At 30.6% G+C, this 25,007-nt stretch carries 30 protein-coding genes; 11 read left to right on the top strand and 19 right to left on the bottom strand.

The genetic code is table 11. The annotated features are described in order from the left end of the window. Nucleotides 1–10: 10 nt before the first annotated feature. The 17 genes from PW5551_RS03125 to PW5551_RS03045 form a co-directional block, all read right to left on the bottom strand. Nucleotides 11–682: a thioredoxin family protein gene (locus PW5551_RS03125; protein WP_113074363.1), complete on the bottom strand. Its 672-nt coding sequence runs from the start codon at nt 680–682 to the stop codon at nt 11–13. A gap of 80 nt (nt 683–762) precedes the next feature. Beyond that, entirely contained in the window at nt 763–1,284 is a 522-nt protein-coding gene (locus tag PW5551_RS03120) for a hypothetical protein (protein ID WP_113074362.1), read from the bottom strand. Nucleotides 1,285–1,307: 23 nt separating this feature from the next. Beyond that, the gene (locus PW5551_RS03115; RefSeq protein WP_113074361.1) at nt 1,308–2,237 is read right to left on the bottom strand and encodes an SPFH domain-containing protein; all 930 of its coding nucleotides are present in this window, start codon (nt 2,235–2,237) and stop codon (nt 1,308–1,310) included. Between the two features lie 41 nt (nt 2,238–2,278). Next, nucleotides 2,279–2,746, bottom strand: a complete 468-nt coding sequence (locus tag PW5551_RS03110) for an NfeD family protein (protein ID WP_113074360.1) — start codon at nt 2,744–2,746, stop codon at nt 2,279–2,281. A 19-nt stretch (nt 2,747–2,765) separates the two neighbouring features. Next, entirely contained in the window at nt 2,766–3,593 is an 828-nt protein-coding gene (locus PW5551_RS03105; RefSeq protein ID WP_113074359.1) for an MBL fold metallo-hydrolase, read from the bottom strand. 23 nt (nt 3,594–3,616) lie between these two features. Continuing rightward, nucleotides 3,617–4,066 carry a 50S ribosomal protein L9 gene (rplI, locus tag PW5551_RS03100; RefSeq protein ID WP_113074358.1) on the bottom strand — a complete coding sequence of 150 codons (450 nt, stop codon included), beginning with the start codon at nt 4,064–4,066 and terminating at the stop codon, nt 3,617–3,619. 121 nt (nt 4,067–4,187) lie between these two features. Beyond that, a complete protein-coding gene (gene rpsR / locus PW5551_RS03095; RefSeq protein WP_113074357.1) occupies nt 4,188–4,418 on the bottom strand; it encodes a 30S ribosomal protein S18 in 231 nt (76 codons plus the stop codon). Between the two features lie 38 nt (nt 4,419–4,456). Then, the gene (locus tag PW5551_RS03090) at nt 4,457–4,954 is read right to left on the bottom strand and encodes a single-stranded DNA-binding protein (RefSeq protein ID WP_113074356.1); all 498 of its coding nucleotides are present in this window, start codon (nt 4,952–4,954) and stop codon (nt 4,457–4,459) included. A gap of 24 nt (nt 4,955–4,978) precedes the next feature. Then, on the bottom strand, nt 4,979–5,356 hold the full coding sequence (rpsF, locus tag PW5551_RS03085) for a 30S ribosomal protein S6 (protein WP_113074355.1): 378 nt from the start codon (nt 5,354–5,356) through the stop codon (nt 4,979–4,981). Between the two features lie 114 nt (nt 5,357–5,470). Further along, nucleotides 5,471–6,775 (bottom strand): hypothetical protein, encoded by a 1,305-nt coding sequence (locus PW5551_RS03080; RefSeq protein WP_113074354.1) that lies wholly within the window; start codon nt 6,773–6,775, stop codon nt 5,471–5,473. 21 nt (nt 6,776–6,796) lie between these two features. Next, nucleotides 6,797–7,849 carry a TrkA family potassium uptake protein gene (locus tag PW5551_RS03075; RefSeq protein WP_113074353.1) on the bottom strand — a complete coding sequence of 351 codons (1,053 nt, stop codon included), beginning with the start codon at nt 7,847–7,849 and terminating at the stop codon, nt 6,797–6,799. Between the two features lie 49 nt (nt 7,850–7,898). Then, nucleotides 7,899–8,369, bottom strand: coding sequence for a biotin/lipoyl-containing protein (locus tag PW5551_RS03070; RefSeq protein ID WP_113074352.1), 471 nt, complete (start codon nt 8,367–8,369; stop codon nt 7,899–7,901). 6 nt (nt 8,370–8,375) lie between these two features. Then, nucleotides 8,376–8,765, bottom strand: coding sequence for an OadG family transporter subunit (locus PW5551_RS03065; RefSeq protein ID WP_113074351.1), 390 nt, complete (start codon nt 8,763–8,765; stop codon nt 8,376–8,378). 12 nt (nt 8,766–8,777) lie between these two features. Further along, entirely contained in the window at nt 8,778–10,334 is a 1,557-nt protein-coding gene (locus PW5551_RS03060; protein ID WP_113074350.1) for an acyl-CoA carboxylase subunit beta, read from the bottom strand. A 13-nt stretch (nt 10,335–10,347) separates the two neighbouring features. After that, nucleotides 10,348–10,752, bottom strand: coding sequence for a methylmalonyl-CoA epimerase (mce, locus tag PW5551_RS03055; RefSeq protein WP_199562165.1), 405 nt, complete (start codon nt 10,750–10,752; stop codon nt 10,348–10,350). Further along, complete coding sequence (gene meaB / locus PW5551_RS03050) at nt 10,736–11,671, bottom strand: methylmalonyl Co-A mutase-associated GTPase MeaB (protein ID WP_113074348.1); 936 nt, start codon at nt 11,669–11,671, stop codon at nt 10,736–10,738. The genes mce and meaB overlap by 17 nt, the downstream gene beginning before the upstream one ends. Further along, a complete protein-coding gene (locus PW5551_RS03045; protein ID WP_113074347.1) occupies nt 11,646–12,047 on the bottom strand; it encodes a cobalamin B12-binding domain-containing protein in 402 nt (133 codons plus the stop codon). The genes meaB and PW5551_RS03045 overlap by 26 nt, the downstream gene beginning before the upstream one ends. Nucleotides 12,048–12,209: 162 nt before the next feature. On the opposite strand from PW5551_RS03045, the gene PW5551_RS03040 reads away from it, so the two are divergent. Next, nucleotides 12,210–13,466, top strand: coding sequence for a transposase (locus PW5551_RS03040; RefSeq protein ID WP_113074346.1), 1,257 nt, complete (start codon nt 12,210–12,212; stop codon nt 13,464–13,466). 9 nt (nt 13,467–13,475) lie between these two features. On the opposite strand, the gene PW5551_RS10655 is transcribed toward PW5551_RS03040, so the two are convergent. Both PW5551_RS10655 and PW5551_RS03035 read right to left on the bottom strand, forming a co-directional pair. Then, nucleotides 13,476–13,604 (bottom strand): hypothetical protein, encoded by a 129-nt coding sequence (locus tag PW5551_RS10655; RefSeq protein WP_255420110.1) that lies wholly within the window; start codon nt 13,602–13,604, stop codon nt 13,476–13,478. Nucleotides 13,605–13,736: 132 nt separating this feature from the next. After that, on the bottom strand, nt 13,737–15,416 hold the full coding sequence (locus PW5551_RS03035) for a methylmalonyl-CoA mutase (RefSeq protein WP_113074345.1): 1,680 nt from the start codon (nt 15,414–15,416) through the stop codon (nt 13,737–13,739). Between the two features lie 197 nt (nt 15,417–15,613). Between PW5551_RS03035 and PW5551_RS03030 the strand changes: the two genes are divergently transcribed. The 10 genes from PW5551_RS03030 to PW5551_RS02985 all read left to right on the top strand — a co-directional run bounded on the left by PW5551_RS03030 (nt 15,614) and on the right by PW5551_RS02985 (nt 24,988). Continuing rightward, complete coding sequence (locus PW5551_RS03030; RefSeq protein ID WP_113074344.1) at nt 15,614–16,207, top strand: hypothetical protein; 594 nt, start codon at nt 15,614–15,616, stop codon at nt 16,205–16,207. Next, the gene (locus PW5551_RS03025) at nt 16,194–16,748 is read left to right on the top strand and encodes a DUF4416 family protein (RefSeq protein WP_113074343.1); all 555 of its coding nucleotides are present in this window, start codon (nt 16,194–16,196) and stop codon (nt 16,746–16,748) included. Before PW5551_RS03030 ends, PW5551_RS03025 begins: the two co-directional genes overlap by 14 nt. A 35-nt stretch (nt 16,749–16,783) precedes the next feature. After that, a complete protein-coding gene (locus tag PW5551_RS03020) occupies nt 16,784–17,761 on the top strand; it encodes an AI-2E family transporter (protein ID WP_113074342.1) in 978 nt (325 codons plus the stop codon). A gap of 6 nt (nt 17,762–17,767) precedes the next feature. Further along, nucleotides 17,768–19,114 (top strand): hypothetical protein, encoded by a 1,347-nt coding sequence (locus PW5551_RS03015; RefSeq protein WP_113074341.1) that lies wholly within the window; start codon nt 17,768–17,770, stop codon nt 19,112–19,114. Between the two features lies 1 nt (nt 19,115). Then, the gene (locus PW5551_RS03010) at nt 19,116–20,342 is read left to right on the top strand and encodes a U32 family peptidase (protein WP_113074340.1); all 1,227 of its coding nucleotides are present in this window, start codon (nt 19,116–19,118) and stop codon (nt 20,340–20,342) included. A gap of 326 nt (nt 20,343–20,668) precedes the next feature. Beyond that, complete coding sequence (locus PW5551_RS03005) at nt 20,669–21,091, top strand: GntR family transcriptional regulator (protein ID WP_113074339.1); 423 nt, start codon at nt 20,669–20,671, stop codon at nt 21,089–21,091. Continuing rightward, nucleotides 21,033–21,830: an ABC transporter ATP-binding protein gene (locus PW5551_RS03000; RefSeq protein ID WP_113074338.1), complete on the top strand. Its 798-nt coding sequence runs from the start codon at nt 21,033–21,035 to the stop codon at nt 21,828–21,830. Before PW5551_RS03005 ends, PW5551_RS03000 begins: the two co-directional genes overlap by 59 nt. Further along, nucleotides 21,827–22,567, top strand: a complete 741-nt coding sequence (locus PW5551_RS02995) for an ABC transporter permease subunit (RefSeq protein WP_113074337.1) — start codon at nt 21,827–21,829, stop codon at nt 22,565–22,567. The genes PW5551_RS03000 and PW5551_RS02995 overlap by 4 nt, the downstream gene beginning before the upstream one ends. 35 nt (nt 22,568–22,602) lie before the next feature. Then, a complete protein-coding gene (locus PW5551_RS02990; protein WP_113074336.1) occupies nt 22,603–23,355 on the top strand; it encodes an ABC transporter ATP-binding protein in 753 nt (250 codons plus the stop codon). Beyond that, nucleotides 23,318–24,988, top strand: coding sequence for a hypothetical protein (locus tag PW5551_RS02985; protein ID WP_113074335.1), 1,671 nt, complete (start codon nt 23,318–23,320; stop codon nt 24,986–24,988). The genes PW5551_RS02990 and PW5551_RS02985 overlap by 38 nt, the downstream gene beginning before the upstream one ends. Nucleotides 24,989–25,007: the final 19 nt, after the last annotated feature.

The following is a 25,007-nucleotide window of genomic DNA, read 5'->3' as shown; positions in this document are numbered from 1 at the left end:
CTCCTGTTTTTTATTCTACTGCTTTTAGAATTTCTTCAACGTAACTGTTTTCTGGATAAGCTCCTACGAATTCTCCTTTTTTAACCCACTTTCCGTTTTCTTTAACTTCTATAACAGTCTGTGGAACAGAACTGACACCGTATTCAAAAGAAATTCTACCAAATTCGTTAGCTTCAATCATTTCCCCGGTGATTTTCGGATTCAACATAGCTGTTTGATGAGCCGCTAAAACAGATTTTGGACAGTATGGGCATGTTGGAGTAACGAAAACTCTTATGCGTAATTCTTTATTTATATTAGCTAATTTTTCTATATTTTCCTTAGTGAAAGAGTTAACCGTTTTATTTGAAACTGCTATAATATTCTGTAAAAGTGTGGTAAATTCGTATCCTGAAGGTATACCGTAGTACCTTATTCTATAATCTTTACCATCGTTGTCTAAAATCAACAAAGCCGGTAAGAGATCATTTTCAAATTGATAAGTTCTTGCTTCTTCTGAATCAGAATGATAGCTATTTACTATTATTCTTTCGTCTAATTCCTTTAGTTCGTCTAAAAGTTGTTCAACAATATCAGAGTATTCTCCTTCATTTTTTATCAGTACGATTTTGACAGGTTGTGTTAATTCTTGTAAAATCTCTCTCACTTTATTTTGTGTATCCTTGTCTAGCATTTTTTCCATAATTAAAGACCTCCGTTTATTTATTAGTTTTATATTGTTATTATACCCTCCATAGGTATAATAACATAATTTGATTTAATTCACTTTAAAATTTTATATATTTTGTTAACTTTTGAAGTTTTCGCTAAAGCAGTTAAAAATAATATAACAGCTGGTATTACTATTATTAGAGGATGAACATACACATATAATGAATAAAAAAGTTTATCTAGAAAATAGTGTAAAGAAAGAGCAAAAAGATATGCTTCAAAACCTCTTGATAGAATCTTTTTTGAAAGAAAGTTGCTAAAATAACTTTTCTTTGAATTCCCTAGTGATAGAATCGTTATTTTGAATCTTTCATGATACTTTTGAGTTGCGGTATTAAAAGATCTAAGGTAATAGAATGTGATGATAATGAATATAATTATTTCCATGAAATAGATAGAATTGCTTAAATATTTCAAGTAAAAACAAAGGAGCAAAAAAGAACTTGCTCCATAGATATTAAAATAATCTATAAAATTAAATAATTCTCTATTTTTTAATATTAGATTTTTAATACTCAAAAACGCTATAATAAAACTAATAGCGTTTATAAATATAGACCTTAAAAAGAACATCTTTGAATCCTCACAAATCAAATTTATTCTTTATTTTTTGGATTGTTTTCTAAAGGGACATCATTTCTTGAGATATCAGCCATAGCAGCTACAGAACTAAGTATGCCTGATATTTCATAAGGCATAAATATCTTTGTAGATTGTCCATCTGAAATGGATTTTAAAGCTTCAAAATATCTTAGGGTTATTAAATCTTTTGTAGGATTACCTTTGTGTATAGAATTAAATACTTTTAGAATAGCTTCCGCTTCACCATCTGCTTCTATACTAAGCTTGTATTTTTCAGCGTCTGCTTTCTTCTTAACGGCTTCAGCTTCTCCTTCTGCCTTTAAAATTGCTGCATTTCTATCTCCTTCTGCTCGGGTAATTTGTGATTGTTTATACCCTTCGGCTTCTAAAATAACTGCTCTTTTCATTCTTTCGGCTTTCATCTGTTTGCTCATAGCATCCATTATATCTTGGGGTGGATCAATCTTTTTAATTTCTACTCTTGTTATTCTAACTCCCCATTTATCAGTTGCTTCATCAAGTACCTCTCTTAATTTTGTGTTTATTCTTTCCCTAGATGTAAGGGTTTGGTCCAATTCCAGCTCACCTATTACATTTCTTAAATTCGTTTGAGCTAATTTTACAGCAGCAGAAGTGAAATCTCCAACGTTATATACTACTCTGTACGCATCGGTAACCTCATAGTATATTACAGCATCTACAGTAACTATAACGTTGTCTCTGGTAATAACTTCTTGAGGCGGTACATCTATTACCATTTCTCTTAAATCAACTTTAGTTATTCTTTCTATAAATGGCGTAATAAAATTCAAGCCTGAATCTACCTGTCTGTGGAACTTTCCTAATCTTTCTACCAAGCCTTTTTCATACGGACGAATGACCTTCAAACTTACTGAAGCTAAAAAAATAAGAAACACAACAACTATTATTAAAATCAGGAACATTTTATTCCCCACCTTTCTTTAAAAGATTTAATGAAAATATTCTAAACTTCTTCCCTTTTGTTATCCTCTGAACTTTCTAATTTTTTTATATAGACAAAATTAGCACTTTTTCTAGTTATTATGACATCATCACCAACATGTAATTCATTCATAGGTTGATCTTCTTCAGGAAAAGCTCTCCACTCATCACCTTTGATTCTAACTATTATTCTTCCATTATCATAAATTTTATCGATTTTGCCCTTCTTCCCGGCAATTTGTTCCTGATAAACTTTCGAATCTGATGAACTTTTATACAGTCTTTGAACTATTCTTTTGGTTGAAATCCAAAGTATAAAAGAAACTGTCAGAAATATAATTAAATTTAAAGATGCTGATGAAATAAACAAAGAACTAACAGCAGCAACTCCAGCTCCTATTGCAAACCATAAGAAAAAAAATGAAGGAAGAACTGCTTCGGCTATGGCAAAAATTATTGCAAATATGATCCAGACACCCCATTGCCCCATAAATTTCACCTCTGATTTATTATATTTTAAATATTCTTTCTGGATGAACTATATTAATATTTGTATTTGGAAACTCTTTTCTTAAATGTTCAGTAGTTGTTTTAATTATTTTGTTGTATCTACTTGAAACGTGATAAATAATAATTTGTTTTGGCATAGTTTCATGTATTAATCTTTTCAATTCTGACAAAGAAGTATGGTTTCTGATCTTTCGGTCATTCTCTTCAAAAAAAGTACACTCATGAATTAATATTTCGCAATCCTTGGCAAAATTTGGAGGAATAGGTAAAGAATCACCGCTTATGGTTAAAATGTTAGCAGTGTAATTTTCCAAAATATCTTTTTTTTCATTAACTATTAAATTTCTAATTTCTTCTTCTTTTAAGTTCCTATAAGACTCCTTCAATCTTTTTCTTGTTTCTAATATTTGATATCCAAAAGAAACTTCTCCCGGAGAATGTCTGGTTTTGAATGGTTTTATAAATCTTTTATTATTTAGCTTAATAGAGTTTGATAAATCGATTTCTTTGAAAACGACATCGTATCTCAACCTTTTGTTCATTCTACTTATGAATTGTAAATACTCATTTATATTATTTGAACCTTGAGGGTAATATATCTCTAATTTCTTGTTTCTACTTCCCATAGCATTGTTGCGAGTATTTATTATTCCCCATAATCCTGCTATGTGATCCACATGGGAGTGAGTTAAAATAATTTTTTCAATTCCATATATCTTGTTTCCTAATTCGGCACTTACTCCTTCTCCTGCATCAAAAAGTATTCTATTCGGCTTATAGAATACCCATGTTGTATACAAAGCCTTTGACTTTATTAAAAATTCCAATCCTCACAACTCCCAACTAGCTTTTATTCTTCAGGTAAAACTTCAACCTTTATCTCTCCTCTCACTCCTTGAGGAAGCTTCAATTTTAATGAATAGATTCCTAATTCCTTAATGTTGACTTTTTGATCTATCCATGTTTTGTCAAATTTTTCACCTATAACCTCGGTTATTTTGTCAGAAATATTCTGAGCGGTTATCGCTCCAAATAACTTCCCCTTTTCTCCAGATTTTGCTTTTATTTGAATTTTCTTACCCTTTAATTTTGCCAAAATATCTTCGCTACTCTTTTTTATGTTTTCTTTTTTTTGATCCTCTATATTTTTTATTGTTTCTAAATGTTTTAGCTTTCCGCTTGTAGCTTCGACAGCCAAGTTCTTACGAATTAGGAAATTTCTAGCATACCCATCAGAAACTTCTTTAACCTCTCCCTTTTTCCCGAGTTTTGGCACATCTTGAATTAGCAATACCTTCATACAATCATACACCCCTTTATAATATTTTATCATAATTAAGTTCAAAAAAAACACAGATGTGTTTTAGAACAAATAAAAATAGATAGAGGATCTCCCTCTATCTATTTGATAGTGAAAAATTTTACTCACTAACGTATGGTAAAAGCATTACTTTTCTAGCCCTATGAATAGCAGTTCTTACCATTCTTTGGTGTTTTGCACAGTTACCGTTTATTCTTTTAGGAACAATTTTTCCTTTTTCATTTATGAATTCTTTTAATTTTTTTACATCTTTGTAGTCTATATATTCAACATTATCTCTACAAAGTTTGCATTTCTTTACTCTTTTTCTATCTCTTTTTACATAAGCCATTTATAATAGACCTCCATTTTTATTTTTCTAGAAAAAAATCATATAGGTTTTTCATCGGATGTAAGATCGCTTTCCAAATCACTTAAACTTTCCTCAAAATCAGGGATTTCGTCGGAAAAAACATCATCATCTATTTCTTCTATAGAGTTATCGTTTGTGGCTCCTTCTTCAACAGTTATGTCCATGTCAATAAAATCATTTTGTTGTTGTGCCTTTTTTGTTTCCATAAAAGTCATACGATTAGCCCAAACTTCTGCGCTCTCTCTTTTTATATTATCTCTATCAGTCCATTGGTTGATGTGTAAAGACCCCTCAACTAATATTAATTTGCCTTTTTTTAAATAATTAGAAGCAAAATCTGCTTGTTTATCAAAAGCAACTATACGTATGAAATCTGTAGTATCTTGGTTATTGGAAAACCCACGGTCAACAGCCAAACTAAAATTCGCAACGTTCTTTCCATTCATCGTAGATCGTATTTCGGGGTCTCTTGTTAGTCTTCCAACCAAAATAACCTTGTTATAAGAAATAGACATAAAAAAACACTTCCTAAATTTATTTTAAATTTCTTCGGTAACTTCAGGCTCTTCTACTTTTATCTTAGTCTTTTTCTGTGTTTTTCTTACCTTTTTTTCTAGATCTTCTCTTCTTATAGTTTGAAATCTAAAAATTTGTTGATTAACCTTAAAAAGTTCATCAAGTTGGTTAATTTTTTCAGGTTCAGCATTGTAAATAATATAAGTGTAGTCACCATCTGTAAATTTTCCTTTTTGAGTTCTATAGGCTAATTTTCTAATACCCCATCTTGTGAACTCTTCCACTTCTCCGCCAACTTGATTTTCAATCCAGCCTCTTACTTTTTCTGCTAGAGCATTTCTTTCTTCTTCTGGAAGATCTGTTCTTACAACAAACATAGTCTCATAATATCTTTTACTCACTTTATACCTCCTCCTATGGTCTTAGGCCTCTGAACTTGTCAGAAGCAGGAATTTAACATGTATCATTATAACAGAAAAAACGAAGAGTGTTATTTTTTTTACTTAAAAATTATATTAAAATTTTATAGCGATTCCAAAATTTAATCTAATGATATTTTTTTCTTCATCTGAAGGAACAAACTCATTTTTTTCTTCATCCAATTCTAATTTATTTTGGATTACCCCCATATTGGTAGATAAATTAAGTTCTATGTTTTTAAAGAAGAATTTTGTTGCCAATGTATAAATATATCTTTTTTCCAACTTGTCTTCATCTAAAAGATATGTCCCACTATTTGGAGCAGTTTTTTTAGTAGGTGATTTACTACCAGATAAAATTGTTTCAAATGAAGAATAAATATTAAACCAGTTATCTAAGGTATAATCGTAATCCATTAAAAAAGAAACGGTGTTTTCTCCATATTTGTAACCTATATAATTATCGGTGTAATCTATTGTTTCACCATTGTAAGTATTTTCTGGATATATTGTATAGCCAGGGCCTCCGCCTCGTTGAAAAGTGTATCTTGTTGCAAAAGCTCCGTGTAGCCCGAATGTTCCGATATTACTTTTTACGTTGAATCCCGAAGAAAAAGCAACCTTGTCAGGGTTTTGAGTACCTTCTGGATTGAAAAACCTATTCGTGTTAAAATCATCTACTAATAACTGAGAATATAGGTAATAATTAGGATCGTTATAATCAAAAAAGAATCCCATTATAGAATTATCATTGCTATCATCTTCTGACCACGGCATATTATTACTAGAAGATCTAAATTCTTGGGCAAAGTATGCGGGCATTGGGTTTAAAAGATAGTAGTAATCAAAAGCTCTTTCGTAAACCAGAACGTCTTGATAACCTACCCTAAAATCTCCAACTTTCAACCCATAAAGCTTGTAATTCATGCTACTAGTTGAGTCAGGAAAATTTCCGTTATTTTTGCTCACAAGTTGTACCCACATCGTTTCAAAAAAGAAGTTATCATTTTCATAACTAAACTCAAAATAAGGTTGAGAAATCTTTTCGGATGAAAAGAACAAAGAATATGGAGAATTGATCTCATCTTTGAGATCTTTTATTCCCCCACTTAAGGATATAGTTCCGTCATAATTTCTAAGAGTTATATAACTGTTTTCTATCAAGAAATAATGACCCCAGTAATAATCTTCTTCGTAGAAATGGTACTTATCATCGTTGTAAAAAGCTATATCGCTCATAATATCAAAATTTGAGGTTGTATAATAAAGAGTCACACCTAACCTATCGGTTAATTTATCTTCTTCATAAAAACCTTCAGCGCTTAATTCTAAGTTTAATGAAAATATCAAAGAAAAAGAAAAGATAGTTACTAAACAAAGAAATATAGGTTTTTTAAACAATTTCCCCCCTCCTCCATTTTTCTATTGATTTTTTACCTCATAATCTTCATCTTCTTTGTTAATTATTTCTTTTAATTTCATTATTTTAGAATCTTCTCCAAGGACTATAATTACATCATCTTTTTCAATCTTAGTGGATGCTTTGGGATTGAATATGCTTTTATTGTCTTTTTTTCTAACAGCAATAACTATAAGATCTACTTTGTCTGGTAAAGCTATTTCTTTTAATGTTTTATCCGCTATCCATGAATTTTCAGGGATTTTTACCTCTTCTAATTGAAGATCTTTTTCGGGTGTATGTATTATCGTTTCAAGAAAAGAGACAATGTTAGGCCTCGTTGCCATATAAGCTAATCTGTTACCAGAAATTTCTGATTCAAGTACTATTTTATTTATACCTGCGTACGAAAGCTTTTTAACAGATTCGGGATCGTTGACCTTAGAAATTATATTTATATCCGGGGCTATGCTTTTAACAGTCAAAGCGGCAAAAAGATTATCAACATCTGAAGGTAGGGTGAGTATTACACTATTTGCCCTTTCAATTCCGGCATCTAAAAGGGCATTTTCGTTTTTTGCATCACCAACAATATATGTAATTTCCTCATTAATTTCTTGTATGAATTGATGAATCTTCTCTTCGGATTTATCTAGAAGTATGAAATCCTTCTTTTCTTTTATCATGTTTTGACAGACAAAAAAGCCTGTTTTTCCTGCTCCAACAACAATGTAATGATTTTTCATATTATTAATTTTTTTCATCCTTTTTCGGGCCTCCAGGGCATTTTTCATTTCACCTTCAATGATAAAAGAAGTTAAAGTTGATAAAGAATAAACGACAACCGTAATTCCTGATAATATTAAAATAATTGTGAACATTTGAGTTCCACTTGTTATGCTTTCTGGTAAATTATAACCTACTGTGCTGAGGGTGACGAGGGTAAAAAAAAGTGATTCTAATAAAGACCAATCTTCAAGCATGGTATAACCTAAAGTGCCTATTAGAACAATTAAGATAAAAATTACTAACGATATCGTAAAACGCCGCATTTTAAGAGCTAAACTTTCTCTCATATTAGGTACTATTAGCCTCCTTTGGGAAGGGCCTCTTAAGATTAGTATATTATTTAATTATCATTAGAATTTGGTCACCCTCGACACTATCTCCCCTTTTTACTAGGATTTTTTCTACGACACCATCGTATTCTGCAGGAATTTCATTTTCCATTTTCATTGCCTCTATTACCAAAAGTTTATCACCAGCTTTGACAGTTTGACCTTCTCTTACGTTTATTTCATTAACTAACCCTGGAAGAGGAGCTTTTACTTCAAAACCAGAAGTTTCATCGCTTTTAAATGATTCCGTTTTTGTTTCTTCTGTTTTTTTCTCCTCTTTTCTTTTTTCTTTTTTCGGTTTTTCTGGAATTTCTTTTGGTTTCTTCTCGATTTTTTCCTTTTTTATTTCTTTTACTTCATCATCTTCATAATTCTTAGATGTTTTTTCGACTATATTTTTATTATCTTCTGAATCTATTTCTTCTACCTCAACTTCATAGCTTTTATCATTTATAGAAACTTTAAATTTTCTTTTCAATTTAACCTACCTCCAACGTTTATTATAATATGGATTCCAAGAAAAAGTTGGTTCATGGGAGATCCACTTGTTTTTAATTTTATTCTCAATTTTCTCAGAATCTTGAATTCTTTTTATGCTTTCTATTTTAAACTCTGCTTGAGAAATATAACTACTTATCGCTGAAACAATTGCAAATAGCTCTTCTTCTGTGATGTTTTCTTGATTTTCGATTTTTTTTACTTGTGGAGGTTTTATATACTCCTTATGTGGTTTTTCTAGATTGGTAGTAACATTATTGTTCCCGTTTTTACTTTTGAATAAAAATTTAAATGACCAAATAATCGCCATTAAAATAATAAGTAGTATAAAAACTATAGATATACCCATTAAAGCTAATGTCCATATATTTCTCATAATTATCCCTCTTTATAAAGGAATGTTACCGTGTTTTTTTGAAGGTTTGGCTTTAACTTTTGAATATGCTATTGAAAGAGCACTAGACAGTTTGTTTCTTGTTTGTATTGGTTCGATAACGTCTTCTATATATCCTCTTGAAGCAGCTTCGTAAGGATTTGCAAATCTCTCTTTATACTCTTCCACACTTTTTTTACGAGTTTCTTCAGGGTTTTCTGATTGTTCTATCTCTTTTGCGAATATTATGTTTGCCGCTCCTTCAGACCCCATAACGGCTATTTCAGCAGTAGGCCAAGCAAAAACAAAATCTGCTCCAAGATGTTGTGAAGCCATAGCTATATAGGCTCCTCCGTAAGCCTTTCTTAAAATAACGGTGATAAGAGGCACGGTGGCTTCTGAATAAGCGAATAAGAGCTTTGCCCCATGTCTGATTATTCCACCATGTTCTTGAGAAACTCCGGGTAAATAACCTGGCGTATCTACAAAGGTTATAATTGGAATATTAAAAGAATCGCAAAATCTAATAAACCTAGCAGCCTTATCTGAAGCATCGATATCAAGAGAACCTGCTAAAATCTTAGGCTGATTGGCAATAATTCCTACAGATTTTCCCTGAAGCCTTGCAAAACCAACGACTATATTTTTAGCAAAGTGAGGATGCATTTCAAAAAATGATCCTGGATCAAAAACTAAATTTATTATATCTTTTACATCATAACTTTTTTTAGGATTTGGTGAGACTATATCGTTTATTTCTTCACTTGGTTTATACTTTTTGTCGAAGTCTATTACTTCTACTGGATCAACATTGTTTGACGGTAAGTAAGAAAGTAATTTTCTTGTAAGTTTCATCGCTTCTTCGTCGTCTTTAGCTAATAAATGAGCGACACCACTTTTTGAGTTGTGTATCTTTGCTCCTCCCAAATTTTCTTTATCAATTGATTCACCTGTTACAGATTTAATAACCTGAGGACCGGTAATAAACATTTGAGAAGTTTGATCAACCATTATTACAAAATCGGTAATAGCTGGGGAATAAACTGCTCCGCCCGCACATGGACCAGCAATTACAGTTATTTGGGGTATAACACCTGACGCCTGTGTGTTTCTGTAAAATATTCCTCCATAGCCATATAGCGCATCAACCGCTTCTTGAATTCTTGCTCCACCTGAGTCGTTTATACCAATAATAGGGATTCCATAAGTCATTGCTAAGTCTTGAAGTTTCATTATTTTTTTAGCATGCATTTCCCCCAAAGAGCCGCCTTGAATGGTAAAATCCTGAGAAAAAATTGCTACTTTTTTCCCATCAATTTCTCCAAATCCAGTTACAACACCGTCGTAGGGGAACTCTTTTTTATCCAACCCGAAATAAGTACATCTGTGTTTCACCATCATATCTATTTCTTCAAAGGTTCCTTCATCTACAAGTAAATTTATTCTTTCTCTAGCAGTTAATTTGCCATTTTTATGTTGTTTTTCTATTCTTTCTTTTCCGCCACCTATTAACAAACTTTCCTTTTTTTGCTTTAACACTTCTATTTTTTGTATTAGTTCTTCATCAGGCATAAATTATCCTCCTTTATTTGATGTGTTGAACAAATTCAGTTAAAATGCCATTAGCTGATTTAGGATGTAAAAAGAAAACTAAACTTTCTTCAGCTCCTTTTTGTGGTGTATCGGATAAGGTTCTATACCCATTTTTTTTAGCTGTTTTTAAGACTTCTTCAATATCATCTACTTCAAATGCAATATGGTGAAAACCTTCACCGCGTTTTTCAAGAAATTTTGATATTTCTGAGTTTTCTCTAATTGGTTCCATTAATTCTATTCTAACATCTTTTACATATAAAAAAACGACTTTTATTCCTCTATCTTCAAGAATTTCCTCTCCACTTTTTTGAATGTGAAGTAAGTCTTGATAAAATTTTAAAGCCGTATCAATTGAATTTACAGCAATTCCAATATGATCAATCTTCTTTTGCATTATTCGACTCTCCTCTACATAGAAATTTTAGAATTTCATCTTTTAAGAAAGAAATGTCATTTCTTTCTACAATATGTTCTTCTAAAAAATTTTCTATTATGTTAAGAAAATAGTATTTTATTTTGTTTTTTTCTCTTAATAGAAGTTTAGAGTCTTGATTTATTTTTTCTTTTTCGTTTAGTTCTATGTTATCGAATAATTCTTCAAATCCTAGTCTTTCAGTTGAACTAATACCAAAAATCTTTTTTTTACCTTCATTTTTTGAATCAAAATAACTTTCTAAGTACATTAAAAATCTTTTTGAGTTAGGTAAATCTATTTTGTTAACAACGTAAAAATCAGCTATTTCCATTATTCCAGCTTTGTAAATTTGAATCTCATCGCCAGAATCGGGAGACAATAGTAAGATGGTTGTATCGCATGCATAGAATATATCTATTTCTGATTGGCCTGCGCCAACGGTTTCTATAATTATTTTATCGAATCCAAAAGATTTCATAATATCAGTTATATCATAAATGGCATTACAAACACCACCTACAGCACCTCTACTTGCTAAACTTCTTATATATACATTGGAAGAATTAATTGAGCTAAACATTCTTACCCTATCCCCCAAAAATGCGCCTCCTGTAAAAGGGCTACTTGGATCTATCAAAATTATGCCGATTTTTTCTTTTTTTCTCGTATAGTGTTCTATTAATTGTGAAATAAAAGTGCTTTTACCCACCCCGGGACTTCCAGTAATGCCTATTACATGAGAATTCTTTGGGGGTATTTCAGACTGTAATTTTGAAATTATAAGCCAACTATCTGTTGGGTTTTCCTCAACCAGGGAAATCATTTTAGCAAGGGCACTTTTATCCCCTGATTTGAATTTTGGGATTAATTTCTCAAACTTTTCTTTCCAATACAACATTTTTCACCTTCTCGATTATTTCAGAAAGAGGAGTTCCCGGTATAAAAATTTCGACTATACCCATTTCTTTTAACTCTTTTATATCCTCCTCAGGTATAATCCCGCCTAACATTACTGGTATGTCAGCATTCTTTTCTTGAAGAAGTTCAATTATTTTTTTACACAGGTTTTTATGAGCACCAGATAAGATTGAAAGACCAATTACATCAACATCTTCTTGTATTGCTGATTCAACTATTTCTTGTGGGGTTCTTCTAATTCCTGTGTAAATTACTTCCATACCAGCATCTCTCAACGCTCTCGCTATAACTTTTGCACCTCTGTCATGGCCATCTAAACCAGGTTTACCAATTAAAACTCTAATTTTTTTAGGCAATTAGTAACAACCTCCTTTATTTTTGAAGGTAATACTGTCTTTAGAAATTCCAAAACACAGAATTTAACTAACTTTTAATACCTTGTGTTTGAAGTGGTTACCTCCCTACGTTATAATGTATTTGGTACCACAAATTTATTATCCCGTAAGGAGGTTAACCAGATGTCTCTTCATTCTGAATCCAATCAACTGTATTTCGATTTCGTTTATTCCGATTATTTTAATAAACATTCTGAGTTTAAATATTTGCTCGATTTGATAAATCAAATAGATTGGTCTGCTGTTCCTGAATTTAACAATCCCCATGTTGGTAGAACTGGTTATTCTCGTCACTCTTTACTTAAGGCTTTGTTCGTTCAAAAGGTTAAAGGGTTTAATACTAGAGAGTTGATTCATTTCCTTAGATCATATCCTTTTTTCTCTCAAGCTATAGGCTTTAACCCTATTGCTAACTTTGTCCCTTCTGAGTCTACCTTTTCTTCTTTTAAGAAGTCTTTTGATACTTCTTTACTCGATGATATCATTGCTTCTACCGTTAAAAGAGGTATCGATATGGGTGTCTTTGATCCTATTAACCTTTGTATTGATTCTTACCCTGTCACTTTTCGTTCCTTTTTCAACAATAAGAAGAGCCACGGTAAGTTTAAATATTGTAATGAGTATTATAACTCTCCACTTGATGCTGATTTCGGTGTTAAACCTGTTTCTAATTCTAAACCTGTTTACGATAAACACGGTAACCAGAAAAACTCTATCTCTTATCTTGGTTACAAGGTTCATACCCTTTCTTTTTTAAATGTTCCCCTGTTTAGCGTTGTTTCTTCTGCTAGCCATCACGATAAGAATTATGCTTTCCCTTTACTGAATAAAGCTAAAGAACTTTTGAATCTTTCTGGGTTTAATTTCTTGGCTGATGCCGCTTACGATTCTTCTGATCTTTACGATTTTGTTCATTTGGAGAGTGAGTCTACCGCTTTTATTCCTCTTAGAACTTCTTCTAAGAAACCTTTAGTGGGTGATTGCGGTAAACCTCTTTCTCTTCATTCTCACTACCGTGAGACTAAAAGGAATATCTTTAGAAATAAATACGTTTGTGATGATCCTTCCAATTGTCCTTTGAACAAAAACAATTGTTATGCCTATAGAAACTTTTCTAAAGATGATTTCCGTCGTTTTCTCAACAGAGATTCTTCTTCTTTCAAAAAGGTTTACAAAAAGCGTACCCTTATTGAGTCTATCTTTTCTAAGTTGGCTGATATGACTAATTCTACTTCTTTGAGATGTAAAAATGCTGTTGAAGTTGAATGTAACCTTTCTAACCTTTATCTTATTGCTTCAGCTTTCTTGGCTCATAGTATGGGTAGAGATGATTTATTAGCTTCTCCTAAGACTTTGATGTATGAGACTGCTGTTTGCTGATTTGTCATCTTAGTTATAATCAATACTTTCTAACAACCAGTTACTGACTAACTGGAGTCTTTTTATTCCTGTTTTTTCTTCAAAATGAGTACTTTCTTGTATCTTTTTATCCTTCTTTAAGTTTTTTGACTTTTTCAAAGAGCATTTTTCCTTGGAATTCAATATTTTAGTTCTTCTTTCCTTTTATTTAATCTTTTTTACTTCAGCTTAACCACTATTTTTTGCTATTTCTGAAGTGGGTATTTTGAAGGTAATTCATTGTTTTTTATTTTATATAGTTAAGTTTTCTTCGTAAACTCCATAGACTTCTTTTAATGTTTTTATTATCTCACCAATTGTTGCATAATTCTCTACACATTCAATGACAAAGGGGAAAAGATTTTCTCTTATTGTTGCTGCTTTTTTAAGTCGTTCTAGGGATTTTTGTATTTTATTAGTATCTCGCTCACTTTTCAATTTTTTAAGTTTTTGAATTTGTCTTTCTTCAATGTTTTCATCCATTTTAAGCATTTCCACTTTTTCTTCAGCATCTGAATTGTATTTGTTAACGCCCACAATAATTTGTTCTTTATCTTCTATCTTTTTTTGTGTTTTGTAAGCACTATTCAATATTCCTTTTTGAGGATATCCTATCTCTATAGCTTTAACCATACCACCTATTTTATCTATCTCATTAATGTACTTTATTGCTTTTTCTTCTATCTGTGAAGTCATTTTTTCTATGGCAAACGATCCTGCTAGAGGATCTACAGTTTCAGTAACTCCCATTTCATGAGCTATAATCTGTTGGGTTCTTAAAGCAATGGTTACAGCTTGTTCGGTAGGTAAACCTAAAGCTTCATCATAGGAGTTAGTGTGAAGTGATTGTGTGCCTCCTAAAACCGCAGCTAATGCCTGTATAGTTACTCTTATTATATTGTTTAAGGGTTGTTGAGCCGTTAAGGTAGAACCAGCTGTTTGGGTATGAAACTTTAGTTTCATAGCTCTTTCATCGGTTACACCGAATCTTTCCTTCATGATTTTTGCCCATAATCTTCTTGCTGCCCTAAATTTTGAAATCTCTTCTAAAAAATTATTGTGAGCATTAAAGAAAAACGAAAGATTTTTACCAAATTCATTAGGATCTAAGCCGGCTTTTATCGCTGCTTCTACATATGCTATACCGTCTGCTAAAGTGAAAGCTACCTCTTGTGCAGCATTTGCTCCAGCCTCTCTAATATGGTATCCACTTATACTTATTAAATTGAATTTTGGAAGAGTTTTACTTCCATAATCGAAAATATCAACTATTAAATCCATAGACTCTTTTGGAGGAAATATGTAAGTTCCTCTTGCCATATATTCCTTTAATATATCGTTTTGTATAGTCCCTCTTAATTTATCATATGGTACTTCTTGTTTTTTTGCTATAACCATAAGCATTGCTAACAGGATCATTGCAGTGGAATTGATAGTCATGGATACGCTAACTTTATCTAGGGGGATACCATCAAACAAAATCTCCATATCTCTTAAAGAATCTATTGCAACCCCAACTTTGCCTACCTCCCCTTCACTCATAGGATCATCTGAATCGTATCCTATTTGTGTAGGAAGATCAAAAGCAATAGAAAGACCAGTTTGACCCTGTTCTAATAAGTATTTATACCTTTTGTTTGATTCTTCTGCTGTTCCAAATCCAGCGTATTGCCTCATGGTCCAAAATTTGCCTCTGTACATAGTAGGTTGAACTCCCCTAGTAAAAGGGTATTCTCCCGGGAATCCTAAATCTTCTAAATAGTTTAAGTTTTCTATATCTGAAGGAGTATAAATTCGTAATATGTCTTCTTCGAAAGTAGTGTGAAATTTCTCTTTTCTTTCAGGAAATTTCGCTAATGTTTTATTCAATGTTTTTTCTTCCCAGTCTCTTTTCTTTTTTTCTATTTCGTCGATTTTTTCCTTATCAAACATCAATAATTCCTCCTTTGGGAGTGATGGTGTATTTTTATAATATGGTATGAAAAAAATTTCATTATTATATATTATTAATATTTTACCCTATTATTTTGTAATTTACAAATATTTTTTACAGAAGTATCTACTAAAATATTTTCAAAAATAGTGTGATATAATTAACTACAAAACAAAGATTGTGGGGTTCAGGGAAAATGATTAAAGCTTACTGGGATAAAGATATAAATAATTTAATAGAAAAATCAAAATATTCGAAAGAACAAATCGCTAAGGAATTAAAAATCCCAATCATCACCTTAGAAAACCTAATAAATGGGCAATTTGATACTTTCACAAAAGTATCATTGTTTGATATATCAAAGAGACTCAGCTCTTTGCTGGGCGAAGAAGTAAATATAATTTTTAAGGAAGAATATGAAAAAGAAGAGAAAAAGGAAATAAAAAAAGTATCTAAAAATTTAAAAGTCAGCTTTTATCGTTTGATAATTACGTGTTTTTTAATAGTTAATTTAGTGTTTCTATATTTTTTGATAAAAGACCTACGGTATTATAATAACGTTTTAAAAAGGAATATTTACACACTGAATATTATCAATAACGGTCCTTCACAAATAACAGTTGGAGATAAAGCATTAGAGCCAAAAGAAAGTCTAATAATCGAGCTACCTTTCGGAGAAAAAATAGAATTTGAAAATAATCAAGGAGAAACCCTTATTGAAACACCAATAGCTAAATATAGTATAAAAATTGAAAATTTTGAGGTGAGCTTAACATATGGGGAAGACTAAGGTAGCTGATCTTGTAAATTATGTGATCCATCTTTTTACCGCAGGAGATTCAGAGCTTTGGTTGAATAAAATGAACTTAAAGAATATTCTTGAGGACCATTTTGGTCTTGTTGATTATGTTTCTAAACCGTTAGATTTTCAACGTTTTACTTATTACTATAATGAAGAAATGGGCAAAAACATCAAAATTGAAGGGAGGCTTATTAGTTTTAAAAACCTCGGTTCTCCTGCATTTCTTCCTGATGCAAAGTTGATAACCAATGAAATAGAGAGGTTATACTCTGTAGATAATAATAGAAAAGTAAATTTGGATATCGGTTATTTGCATCATACCCAGTTTGTTTTAGCTAGCACGAAACATTGGGGTAATAGGTTATACATAGGTAAGAATATCTACGCAGAAGTTACTCTGATGTACAATTTTGGAGAGTGGGAACCATTAAAATATACCTATTCTAATTTCAAAGATCCAATTTATCTTAAGGAATTAGACTATATTAGAGATATGTACCTAAAAAAAAGAAAGAATTACGTTTTATAAAATAATATTCTTAATAGAAATGGAGGGCGAAACTATTGTTATCTTATGGTGGCTGGCTAACGCTGATATATTTGGTAATATTTCTTTTCTTAGCTTATTTTTCCCCTTTTATTATTGGTGCTCTGATCTTAGGTGTATTTATTTCTATGTTAATAGAAGCTCCTAAAGGTCTTTTGTCCAAGTTTATGAATCCAAAAGTGTCATCTGTCATATCTCACGTTCTTGTTCTAGGACTTATACTTTATGCGGGGATTAATTTCTTTCCAGTTGTTATTAATGAAGGAAGAAAATTGTTTTCGATGCTTTCAACTTTAACTATTCCTCAAGAAGAGCAATTAGCCCAATTACCTGTATGGTTGATAGATTTTATTAATTCACTCAATCAAAACTTATCTGATTTTGCTTTGAATATAATAAACCAAATGATTGCCTATGTGCCTAACTTGATTACTGCAACAATAGTTTTGGTTATTACAACAACCGCGATAGGATCTTTAAGATCTGTAGCAAAAAATAATGTATGGAAACTTTATCCAGTAAGTGATAGAGAAAGAGGTTTGAAATTTATAAAAGAGACTTATTCACAGTTTGAAAGATTCGTTCTCGGACAGTTTTTAGCAGCTTTAATGCTTGGTACCTTTATAGGTGTTATGTCTTTTATATTGAAAATTCCAAGCGCTCTTTTTTTAGGAGTTTTAGCTTGGATAACTGATTTTATACCTTATTTGGGTGTTGTAATTTCAGCAATACCTCTGCTTATGCTTGCTTTCACTGAAAATGGATTAATAGGGCTGATATTGGGACTGATAATTTTAACTCTTGCTAATCAATTAGAGATGTGGTTTTTACATCCAAAGATTCAAAGTAATGCTCTGAATTTACACTGGTTTGTTATTATTGTTTCGCTTCTTCTATTTGGTGAATTATTCAGTCTTTTAGGTGTTCTTATCGCTTTGCCTATAGTTGTTTATATTAGAAATTTCTGGGAATACTTTGTATTAAAAATAAAGTGAGAAAAAATGAAAAAATTGACTTTACTTATTGCTAGTATTTTTTTTGTGATTTTAAGTTTTTCGTCAGCCAAATTTCTAACTAAAGAAGACCCAAAATATTATTTTGTTTTTTTGGGTGGTAACAATTTAAAATATCCAATCTACGATGATGAAAATAACGTCGAAGGCTTTGAAAATTATTTAAGTTTTACTTTCGATCTAAAATATGAAGAAAGGTTAGTAGATAATTTTAGTTTAGTCTCAGGTGGCTGGTATAGAAGTACGAATATAAAAGAGAATTTGTTCAGAGACTTTGTTTTAAAAAACGGAGAGTTGTTTTCTTTTGGTTTTAAATCTTATTATGAAGACTATTTCTATGCACAATTCATTGCTGATTTTAGGTTAGCAGACACAACGTATTTCAAGTATGGAAATTATAATCTTTTTGATTTACCTGATATAGTTTATATAGGATTAGATTTTCCGACCTTATCTTATTTATCCTACAATAAAGAAAAGTTAAGTTTTTTTGTAGGTAGAGTACCTCTTTCTTATGGCCCAATGAAGTATAATCTTGTTTTATCGGATAATTCGCCTTATTACGATACATTTGCTTTTTCTTACAGATTTAATTCCCAAATTGATTATGATTTTGCAATTATATCGATGGTTCCAATGATGTCAAAGCAAGAATATGAAAAGATGGATGAGGATTTTATTGCCTTTAGAAACGCCTTTTACAACGGATTAAATTATAATCCCAATGAAAAATTATATCTGGGAATTAGTTCATTGAATCAGGTAGCAGGGAAGCTTCCTAATCCTATAAATGTTTTTGTTAAATCCGATGTGGGAATTTATGGGGGATATATTAAGCTCATACCATTTCTAGGAATTAATTTGGATGGGGAGTACGCAATAAATTATGATACTCTTAAGGGTGGGTACGGATTAGGAATATCAAAAACATTTGATTTTGATGGTTTGAAATTTAAAATAGGGTTTGAAAGATACGAGGTAGAAGATTCCTTTTTCTCTAGCGATTACCCATATAATAATTTGTACTACCGTACGATAGCTTTATCAAACGATCCAGGAGCAAGGATCTTTTTTGATTATCCTTTTGGTTTTAAATATGGAGAAGATTCTAAAATCAACAGTTTAGATCTAACTTTGGCTTTCGAAAAAGGTTATCTAAGTTATATTTTTGATAGTGGTTACAACGCACATGGGGAAATTAATAGTATAGAATTTAGAATTTTATTGGATTCTAAACTAGGAGATTTTGGATTGAATTGGAAATCACTAAAAAATGGCGGAGATGAATTTGAAACGTTGTTTTTATTTTATAAATTTGAGGTGGATATAAAATAAAATGAAGAAAGTAGAATTATTGTCGCCAGCTGGAAATTATGAAAAATTAGAAACGGTTTATCATTATGGAGCTGATGCTGCATATATTGGTGGAAAAGTTTTAAATCTAAGAGCCTTTTCTAAGAATTTTGAAGATGAAGAATTAGAAAAGGCCATTAAATTGTCTCACAACTTAGGGAAAAAACTTTTCATTACCGTGAATGCAATACCCCATAATGAAGATTTAGAAATACTTCCTGAATATACAAAATATCTTGAAAGTTTAAAAGTAGATGCAGTAATAGTAGCCGATTTAGGGGTATTTAATATAATAAGAAAACATACAAACTTGCCAATAACTATAAGCACACAAGCCAGCAACACAAACTGGGCAAGTGTTGCTATGTGGAAGGAACTGGGAGCAAAAAGGATCATTTTGGCAAGAGAACTGTCTTTAAAAGAAATATCAGAAATTAAGCAGAAAGTTCCTGATGTTGAATTAGAGGTTTTCATACATGGAGCTATGTGTATTTCTATTTCCGGAAGATGCCTTTTAAGTAATTATTTAACAGGAAGAGATGCCAACAGGGGCGAATGTACTCAACCATGTAGATGGAAATACCATCTAATGGAAGAAAAAAGGCCTGGAGAATATTTCCCGGTTTTTGAAGATGAAAGAGGCACATATATAATGAACTCAAAAGATCTTTGCACTATTGATTTCTTAGACAAAATAATAGAAACGGGTGTTGATAGTTTAAAGATAGAAGGAAGAATGAAAAGCTCATATTATGCAGGAGTAACAACAAAGGTATATAGAGAAGCAATAGACAGTTATTACTCAGGAAATTTAAACACTCAGAACAAAGAAAAATGGATGAAAGAACTTCAAGGTGTTAGCCATAGGGAATATACCAGTGGATTTTATCTAAACAAGCCAGGAAAGGATTCGCAAAATTATAAAACGTCTTCTTATATAAGAAATTATAAGTTCGTTGGTAAAGTAATAGAAAAAATTTCAGAAAACAAATATATTGTAGATGTTAGAAATAAAATCAGGAAAAATGATGTAGTAGAAATTATACCGGGAACTGGAAGTAATATAACGATTCATCTAAATAAAATCGTAGACTATGAAGCAGGAGAAAGTTTAGAAGAAGCCAATCCTAATCAAAAAATCGTTATAGAAAGTGAAAAACCACTAGAAGTTGGAGATCTAATAAGAACAATGAATATATCTGATTCTTAATAATAATATTTTGACACACTTAATATTAACTTTTATAATAAGAATATTATCATTTTTACTAAAAAAATTATAGCGGTTTTTTATCGATAATTTTAGAAAGCATTCTTTTGGTCAATAAGTTCTTTCATCTTTTTGGGCTGTTCTGCAACCTAAACACTTTCCTTTAACATAAGTAGGGCAACTATCATAATAAAAACTTGACTTTTCTTTATTGTAGGATAAATAAGATAAGGTTGTACTGAAACAAATATTGAAATGGAAACTTGACTTTTGACTGCTATCATAGTATAATATGATAGCAGTCAATTTTAAATGGGTGATAAATTATGTGGTTTAGTATAGATTTTTCTTCTCATGTACCAGTTTACAAACAAATAGTAGAAAAAATAATGGTAAAAGTTGCACAAGGTGAGTTAAAAAAAGGAGACTTTTTACCTTCTGTGAGAAAACTTGCTGAGGATATAGGCGTAAATTTTAATACTGTTTCCAGGGCTTACAAAGAACTAAGCACAATGGGAATAATTGAAATTCAACGAGGAGAAGGGTATATTCTAAAAACAGAAAATCTTAAAGATTTCAATAAACAAGTATTATCAGAAGTAAAACAAATAATAAAAAAGGCACTAAATGCTGGTGTATCCCCAGAAGAAATTGTAAAGGTTTTTGAAGAAGTTGTTGGGAGGGAAATATATGATTCTAAAAGTAGAAAATCTGAACAAAAGTTACAATCAAAAAAAAGCGGTAAATAATGTAAGTATTGAAGTAGAACAAGGAGAAATTTTTGCTTTGTTAGGCCCTAATGGTGCTGGAAAAACTACAACTATTAAAACGATTTTAGGTCTGAGAAAAAAAGATTCTGGAGAAATAAAATTATTTGGCAAATATGCTTATCTTCCAGAAAAGAAACAATTGTATAAATACCTCACAGTTAGAAAAATGCTTGAAATTACAGCAAATATTTCTAAATATTTTTCATTAAAAAAAGCGAATCAATTTGTAAAAGAATTTGAAATTCCTCTTGAAGAGAAAATTTCAAAATTATCTCATGGGATGCTTACGCAACTTTATTTATCCATTGTTTTGTCTGAAGAAGCAGATATTTATTTTTTGGATGAGGCTACGGAAGGGTTGGATCCAATGAAACGTTTGCGTTTTTTTGAACTAATAAGAAATTTTTCATATGAGGGGAAATCATTCTTTTATACAAGTCACGTCATTCCAGAAGTAGAGAAAATTGCTGACAAGGTGGCTATAATGGTAAATAGTAAGGTAGTTGAAATGGATTATCTTGACAATATAAAAGATAAATTTACCGCATGTGTAGTTGATAAAAATAATTCACTAGATGGTTTTTTATATAGGCAAACTGAAAATGAGAAAGTTTATGTAATTGAAAAAGATAAAGTAAATTCGAAGCAAGAGCCAGTTACTTTTGATATGATCTTTGAAGCTATTGTTAAACATTATTCTGGAGGGAGAAAAAAATGAAAAAAGAAATTATGGAAGAAAAGAGAAAAGCTATATTGATATTAATTATAATGGTTGGATTATTTTTTTCTTTTGCTCCCTTTCAAGATTTTATGGTTTCAATATTTAATGAGGATTTGCAAGGGTTTGAGCAATTTATCGGGCAAGATTTAGTACAAAATCTTAAAGACTGGGATTTTTACATGACTTCACAGTGGTTTGGCAAAAATTTCGGACAATTTGTACCTATAATTGCAATAATTCTATCTTTTTCACTGTTCGCAAGAGAATTTGAGAGTGGAACTATTGAGTTTTTACTCGTACGACTTCCTAGAAAGAAGGTATTTTTAAATAAATTGGTAGGTAGTCTTGCGATTTTATTAATCATACTAAGTGTTCTGTCATTTTTACCTTCCATTTATTCTTTAGTAGTATCAAAAAATTTTGAGCATATATTGACCCTTAAATTTATGGTTCATGTATTATTTGGAGCTTTCTTTTGGTACAGTATTAGTATATTAATGAGTGTGCTTTTTGATTCTCAGGTAAAATCATTAATTACATCATTACTACTACTTGCAATAACGACTATTTTAGGATTGATAAAACCACTTGGTTTTTTAAACACTTATAAATACATTTTGGGTTCGGATATTTTTGGTGGGCAAATTAATTGGATATATTCATTTGTTATTTTAATTATAGGTATTCTTTGCATTTTCTTTTCTTACTGTGTTTTCAAAAACAAAGAAGCATAAGATTTCAACCTTTTTTATGAGGAGGCTTTAAGAAGTTGATTGAACTAATCAATCTAACGAAACGTTTTTCTGAAAATGTACTTGCTGTTAATAATTTGAATCTAAAAATAGAAGAGGGGAAAATTTTTGGTTTTCTTGGGCCAAATGGTGCTGGAAAGACAACAACTATCAATATGATAACGGGATTATACAAGCCGACATCTGGGAAAATAATTGTGGATAATATGGATATGGAGAAAGAATCAGAAAAAATTAAAAAAATTATAGGTTTTGTACCAGATGAGCCTCTTATATTCGAAAAAATAACAGGAATATCTTATCTAAATTTTATATGTAACGTATTTGAGGTAGATCCCGAAGAAAAAGAAAAAAGAGGAGATTGGTTAATAAAAACTTTTAAACTAGAAAAAGTGATCAATAACCCTATTTTCACATATTCTCACGGTATGAAACAAAAATTAAGTTTAATCGCAGCTTTGATTCATGAGCCTAAAATATGGATTCTTGATGAACCTATTGTAGGTCTTGATCCAGAATCTGCTTTCATTTTAAAAAATTTAATGAAGAAACATGTTTCTAATGGGAACATAGTGTTTTTTTCCACACATGTTATGGAAATTGCAGAAAAAATTTGTGATGAATTAGCAATAATAGATAAAGGAAGTATAGTTTTCCAAGGAACTATAAAAAACTTAAGAAAATTAAGAGGAGAAAAATCTCTTGAGCAATTATTCTTAGAGGTGACAAATAGTGAAAGTGAAAAGATTGACTTCTCTTATCTTGATTGAACTCGACCAACATTACAGAATTACTAAAAATAAATATTTGATAAAAAGAAACAAAAGTGATTTGTTTTCATTTGTAGCAATATTATCAGCTATTATAGCAATGATTCTAATTTATTCCCCTATTTATTTAAAAATGCTTGAAGCAAATTTAGAAATCTACATTATTACTCTAAACATTCAATCGTTTTTTCTGGCAAATTTTATTATTCTTTCGGGATTTTTTGGGTTTTTCCTGGGAACTTTTATTATGATAGGAGAGTTTTATTTCAATAAAGATATGAAATTATTAATAACTCTACCTTTAAAACCATATGAAACGATTATAGGGAAAGTATCAGTAGTATTAGCCGATCAAATGATAATTTCTATAATATTACTACTGACTCCAATGATTTATTTTGGTATCAACACTAATCAAAATTTTCTCTATTATGTAATAGTATCTGTTGTATTTCTTTTTTCACAGATATTACCTGTAACGGTAGTTTTATTGTACACATTTCTTATCTCCCATCTTTTAAAAAAAATCAATAAAAAAGAGATTTTGATGTATCTACTGACAATACTCCTTATAACTGTTGTGGCAGTATACATATTTTTTATGGGGAACATATTCTCAGTTAATATAGAAAATAGTCAGGAATTGCCAGCTGTTTTAATAAATCCAGATAGTTTAATTTCCAAAATATTTTGGATTTATCCAACCGCCTTTTTTGCAATAAAAGCATTTAGTTCTTTTGGTATTGCAAAATTTCTATGGTTATTAATATTTATATGTTTTCATTTTTTTCTATTTTTTTTGGTAATATATTTTGGAAAGAAATTTTTTTATTCAGCGTATTCAAACTTAATACAAGTAAAACCCAACAACAAAAAAGTAAAATCATTTAATTTTAATAAAAGATATTCTCAAGATAAATCTTTGTTAAAAAGAGAGTGGCAATACTTTTTAAAAACTCCTTCTTTTTCCTTTAATGGATTTTCGAACGTTTTAGTTTTTCCAATATTGTTTATTGTTTTTAGTATTATATTCAAAAACGTTGATTTAGGTTTGACTCAGGAAGGGTTAGAAACCCTCTTTCACTATAAGATTTTCATTGTAGCTTTAATTGCATCGTTATCTTCTTCACTAAATGGTCTTTCTTATTCTTGCTTTTCAAGAGAAGGAAAGTTCATTAAGGAGTTAAAAGTTTTACCAGTAAAAACAAAACAAATTCTTAAAGCCAAAATTATTCATATATTTCAATTAGGTTTTATTGGACATATTACTGGGTTGATTGTTGGAAGTATCTTTTTTAGACTCAATCTTTACGAATTTTTTGGTGCTCTCATCTTATCAACAACTTTAAGTGTTTTTCTCAATATAATTCAAATGGTTATAGATGCTCTAAGGCCATATCTAGACTGGGATAATCCTCAAAAAGCAATGAAACAAAACATAAATGGTCTTTTCTCGGTATTGATAATATTTGGAACTTTCGGATTGTTAAGTTTTTTAATATATAAACTAGTTCCAATCTTTGGTCAAACTATTTGCTTGGTTATTTTTAGTATAATATTCTTAATATTAACGCTCTCATTCTCGAAGATATTGATTAGAAAAACAGAAAATCTTTTTAGTAAAGACTTATAAAAATAAAGAAGGTGAAAGG

Source organism: Petrotoga sp. 9PW.55.5.1 (assembly GCF_003265365.1).
In the GTDB taxonomy this organism is placed as follows: domain Bacteria; phylum Thermotogota; class Thermotogae; order Petrotogales; family Petrotogaceae; genus Petrotoga.
The sequence above is the reverse complement of the archived record's forward strand: the minus strand, read 5'-3'. Positions and strand labels throughout refer to the sequence as shown.

Bases quoted from the DNA above. Each gene is read 5' to 3' on its own strand.
- PW5551_RS03075 (WP_113074353.1), bottom strand. From the start codon at position 7,849: ATGAGAGAAAGTTTAGCTCTTAAAATGCGGCGTTTTACGATATCGTTA.
- PW5551_RS03000 (WP_113074338.1), top strand. From the start codon at position 21,033: ATGATTCTAAAAGTAGAAAATCTGAACAAAAGTTACAATCAAAAAAAA.
- PW5551_RS03040 (WP_113074346.1), top strand. From the start codon at position 12,210: ATGTCTCTTCATTCTGAATCCAATCAACTGTATTTCGATTTCGTTTAT.
- PW5551_RS02995 (WP_113074337.1), top strand. From the start codon at position 21,827: ATGAAAAAAGAAATTATGGAAGAAAAGAGAAAAGCTATATTGATATTA.
- PW5551_RS03125 (WP_113074363.1), bottom strand. From the start codon at position 682: ATGGAAAAAATGCTAGACAAGGATACACAAAATAAAGTGAGAGAGATT.
- PW5551_RS03025 (WP_113074343.1), top strand. From the start codon at position 16,194: ATGGGGAAGACTAAGGTAGCTGATCTTGTAAATTATGTGATCCATCTT.
- rpsR (WP_113074357.1), bottom strand. From the start codon at position 4,418: ATGGCTTATGTAAAAAGAGATAGAAAAAGAGTAAAGAAATGCAAACTT.
- PW5551_RS03090 (WP_113074356.1), bottom strand. From the start codon at position 4,954: ATGTCTATTTCTTATAACAAGGTTATTTTGGTTGGAAGACTAACAAGA.
- PW5551_RS03060 (WP_113074350.1), bottom strand. From the start codon at position 10,334: ATGCCTGATGAAGAACTAATACAAAAAATAGAAGTGTTAAAGCAAAAA.
- PW5551_RS03030 (WP_113074344.1), top strand. From the start codon at position 15,614: ATGATTAAAGCTTACTGGGATAAAGATATAAATAATTTAATAGAAAAA.
- meaB (WP_113074348.1), bottom strand. From the start codon at position 11,671: ATGTTGTATTGGAAAGAAAAGTTTGAGAAATTAATCCCAAAATTCAAA.
- PW5551_RS03120 (WP_113074362.1), bottom strand. From the start codon at position 1,284: ATGTTCTTTTTAAGGTCTATATTTATAAACGCTATTAGTTTTATTATA.
- PW5551_RS03035 (WP_113074345.1), bottom strand. From the start codon at position 15,416: ATGTTTGATAAGGAAAAAATCGACGAAATAGAAAAAAAGAAAAGAGAC.
- PW5551_RS03015 (WP_113074341.1), top strand. From the start codon at position 17,768: ATGAAAAAATTGACTTTACTTATTGCTAGTATTTTTTTTGTGATTTTA.
- PW5551_RS03110 (WP_113074360.1), bottom strand. From the start codon at position 2,746: ATGGGGCAATGGGGTGTCTGGATCATATTTGCAATAATTTTTGCCATA.
- PW5551_RS03005 (WP_113074339.1), top strand. From the start codon at position 20,669: ATGTGGTTTAGTATAGATTTTTCTTCTCATGTACCAGTTTACAAACAA.
- rplI (WP_113074358.1), bottom strand. From the start codon at position 4,066: ATGAAGGTATTGCTAATTCAAGATGTGCCAAAACTCGGGAAAAAGGGA.
- PW5551_RS03065 (WP_113074351.1), bottom strand. From the start codon at position 8,765: ATGAGAAATATATGGACATTAGCTTTAATGGGTATATCTATAGTTTTT.
- PW5551_RS03115 (WP_113074361.1), bottom strand. From the start codon at position 2,237: ATGTTCCTGATTTTAATAATAGTTGTTGTGTTTCTTATTTTTTTAGCT.
- mce (WP_199562165.1), bottom strand. From the start codon at position 10,752: ATGCAAAAGAAGATTGATCATATTGGAATTGCTGTAAATTCAATTGAT.
- PW5551_RS03010 (WP_113074340.1), top strand. From the start codon at position 19,116: ATGAAGAAAGTAGAATTATTGTCGCCAGCTGGAAATTATGAAAAATTA.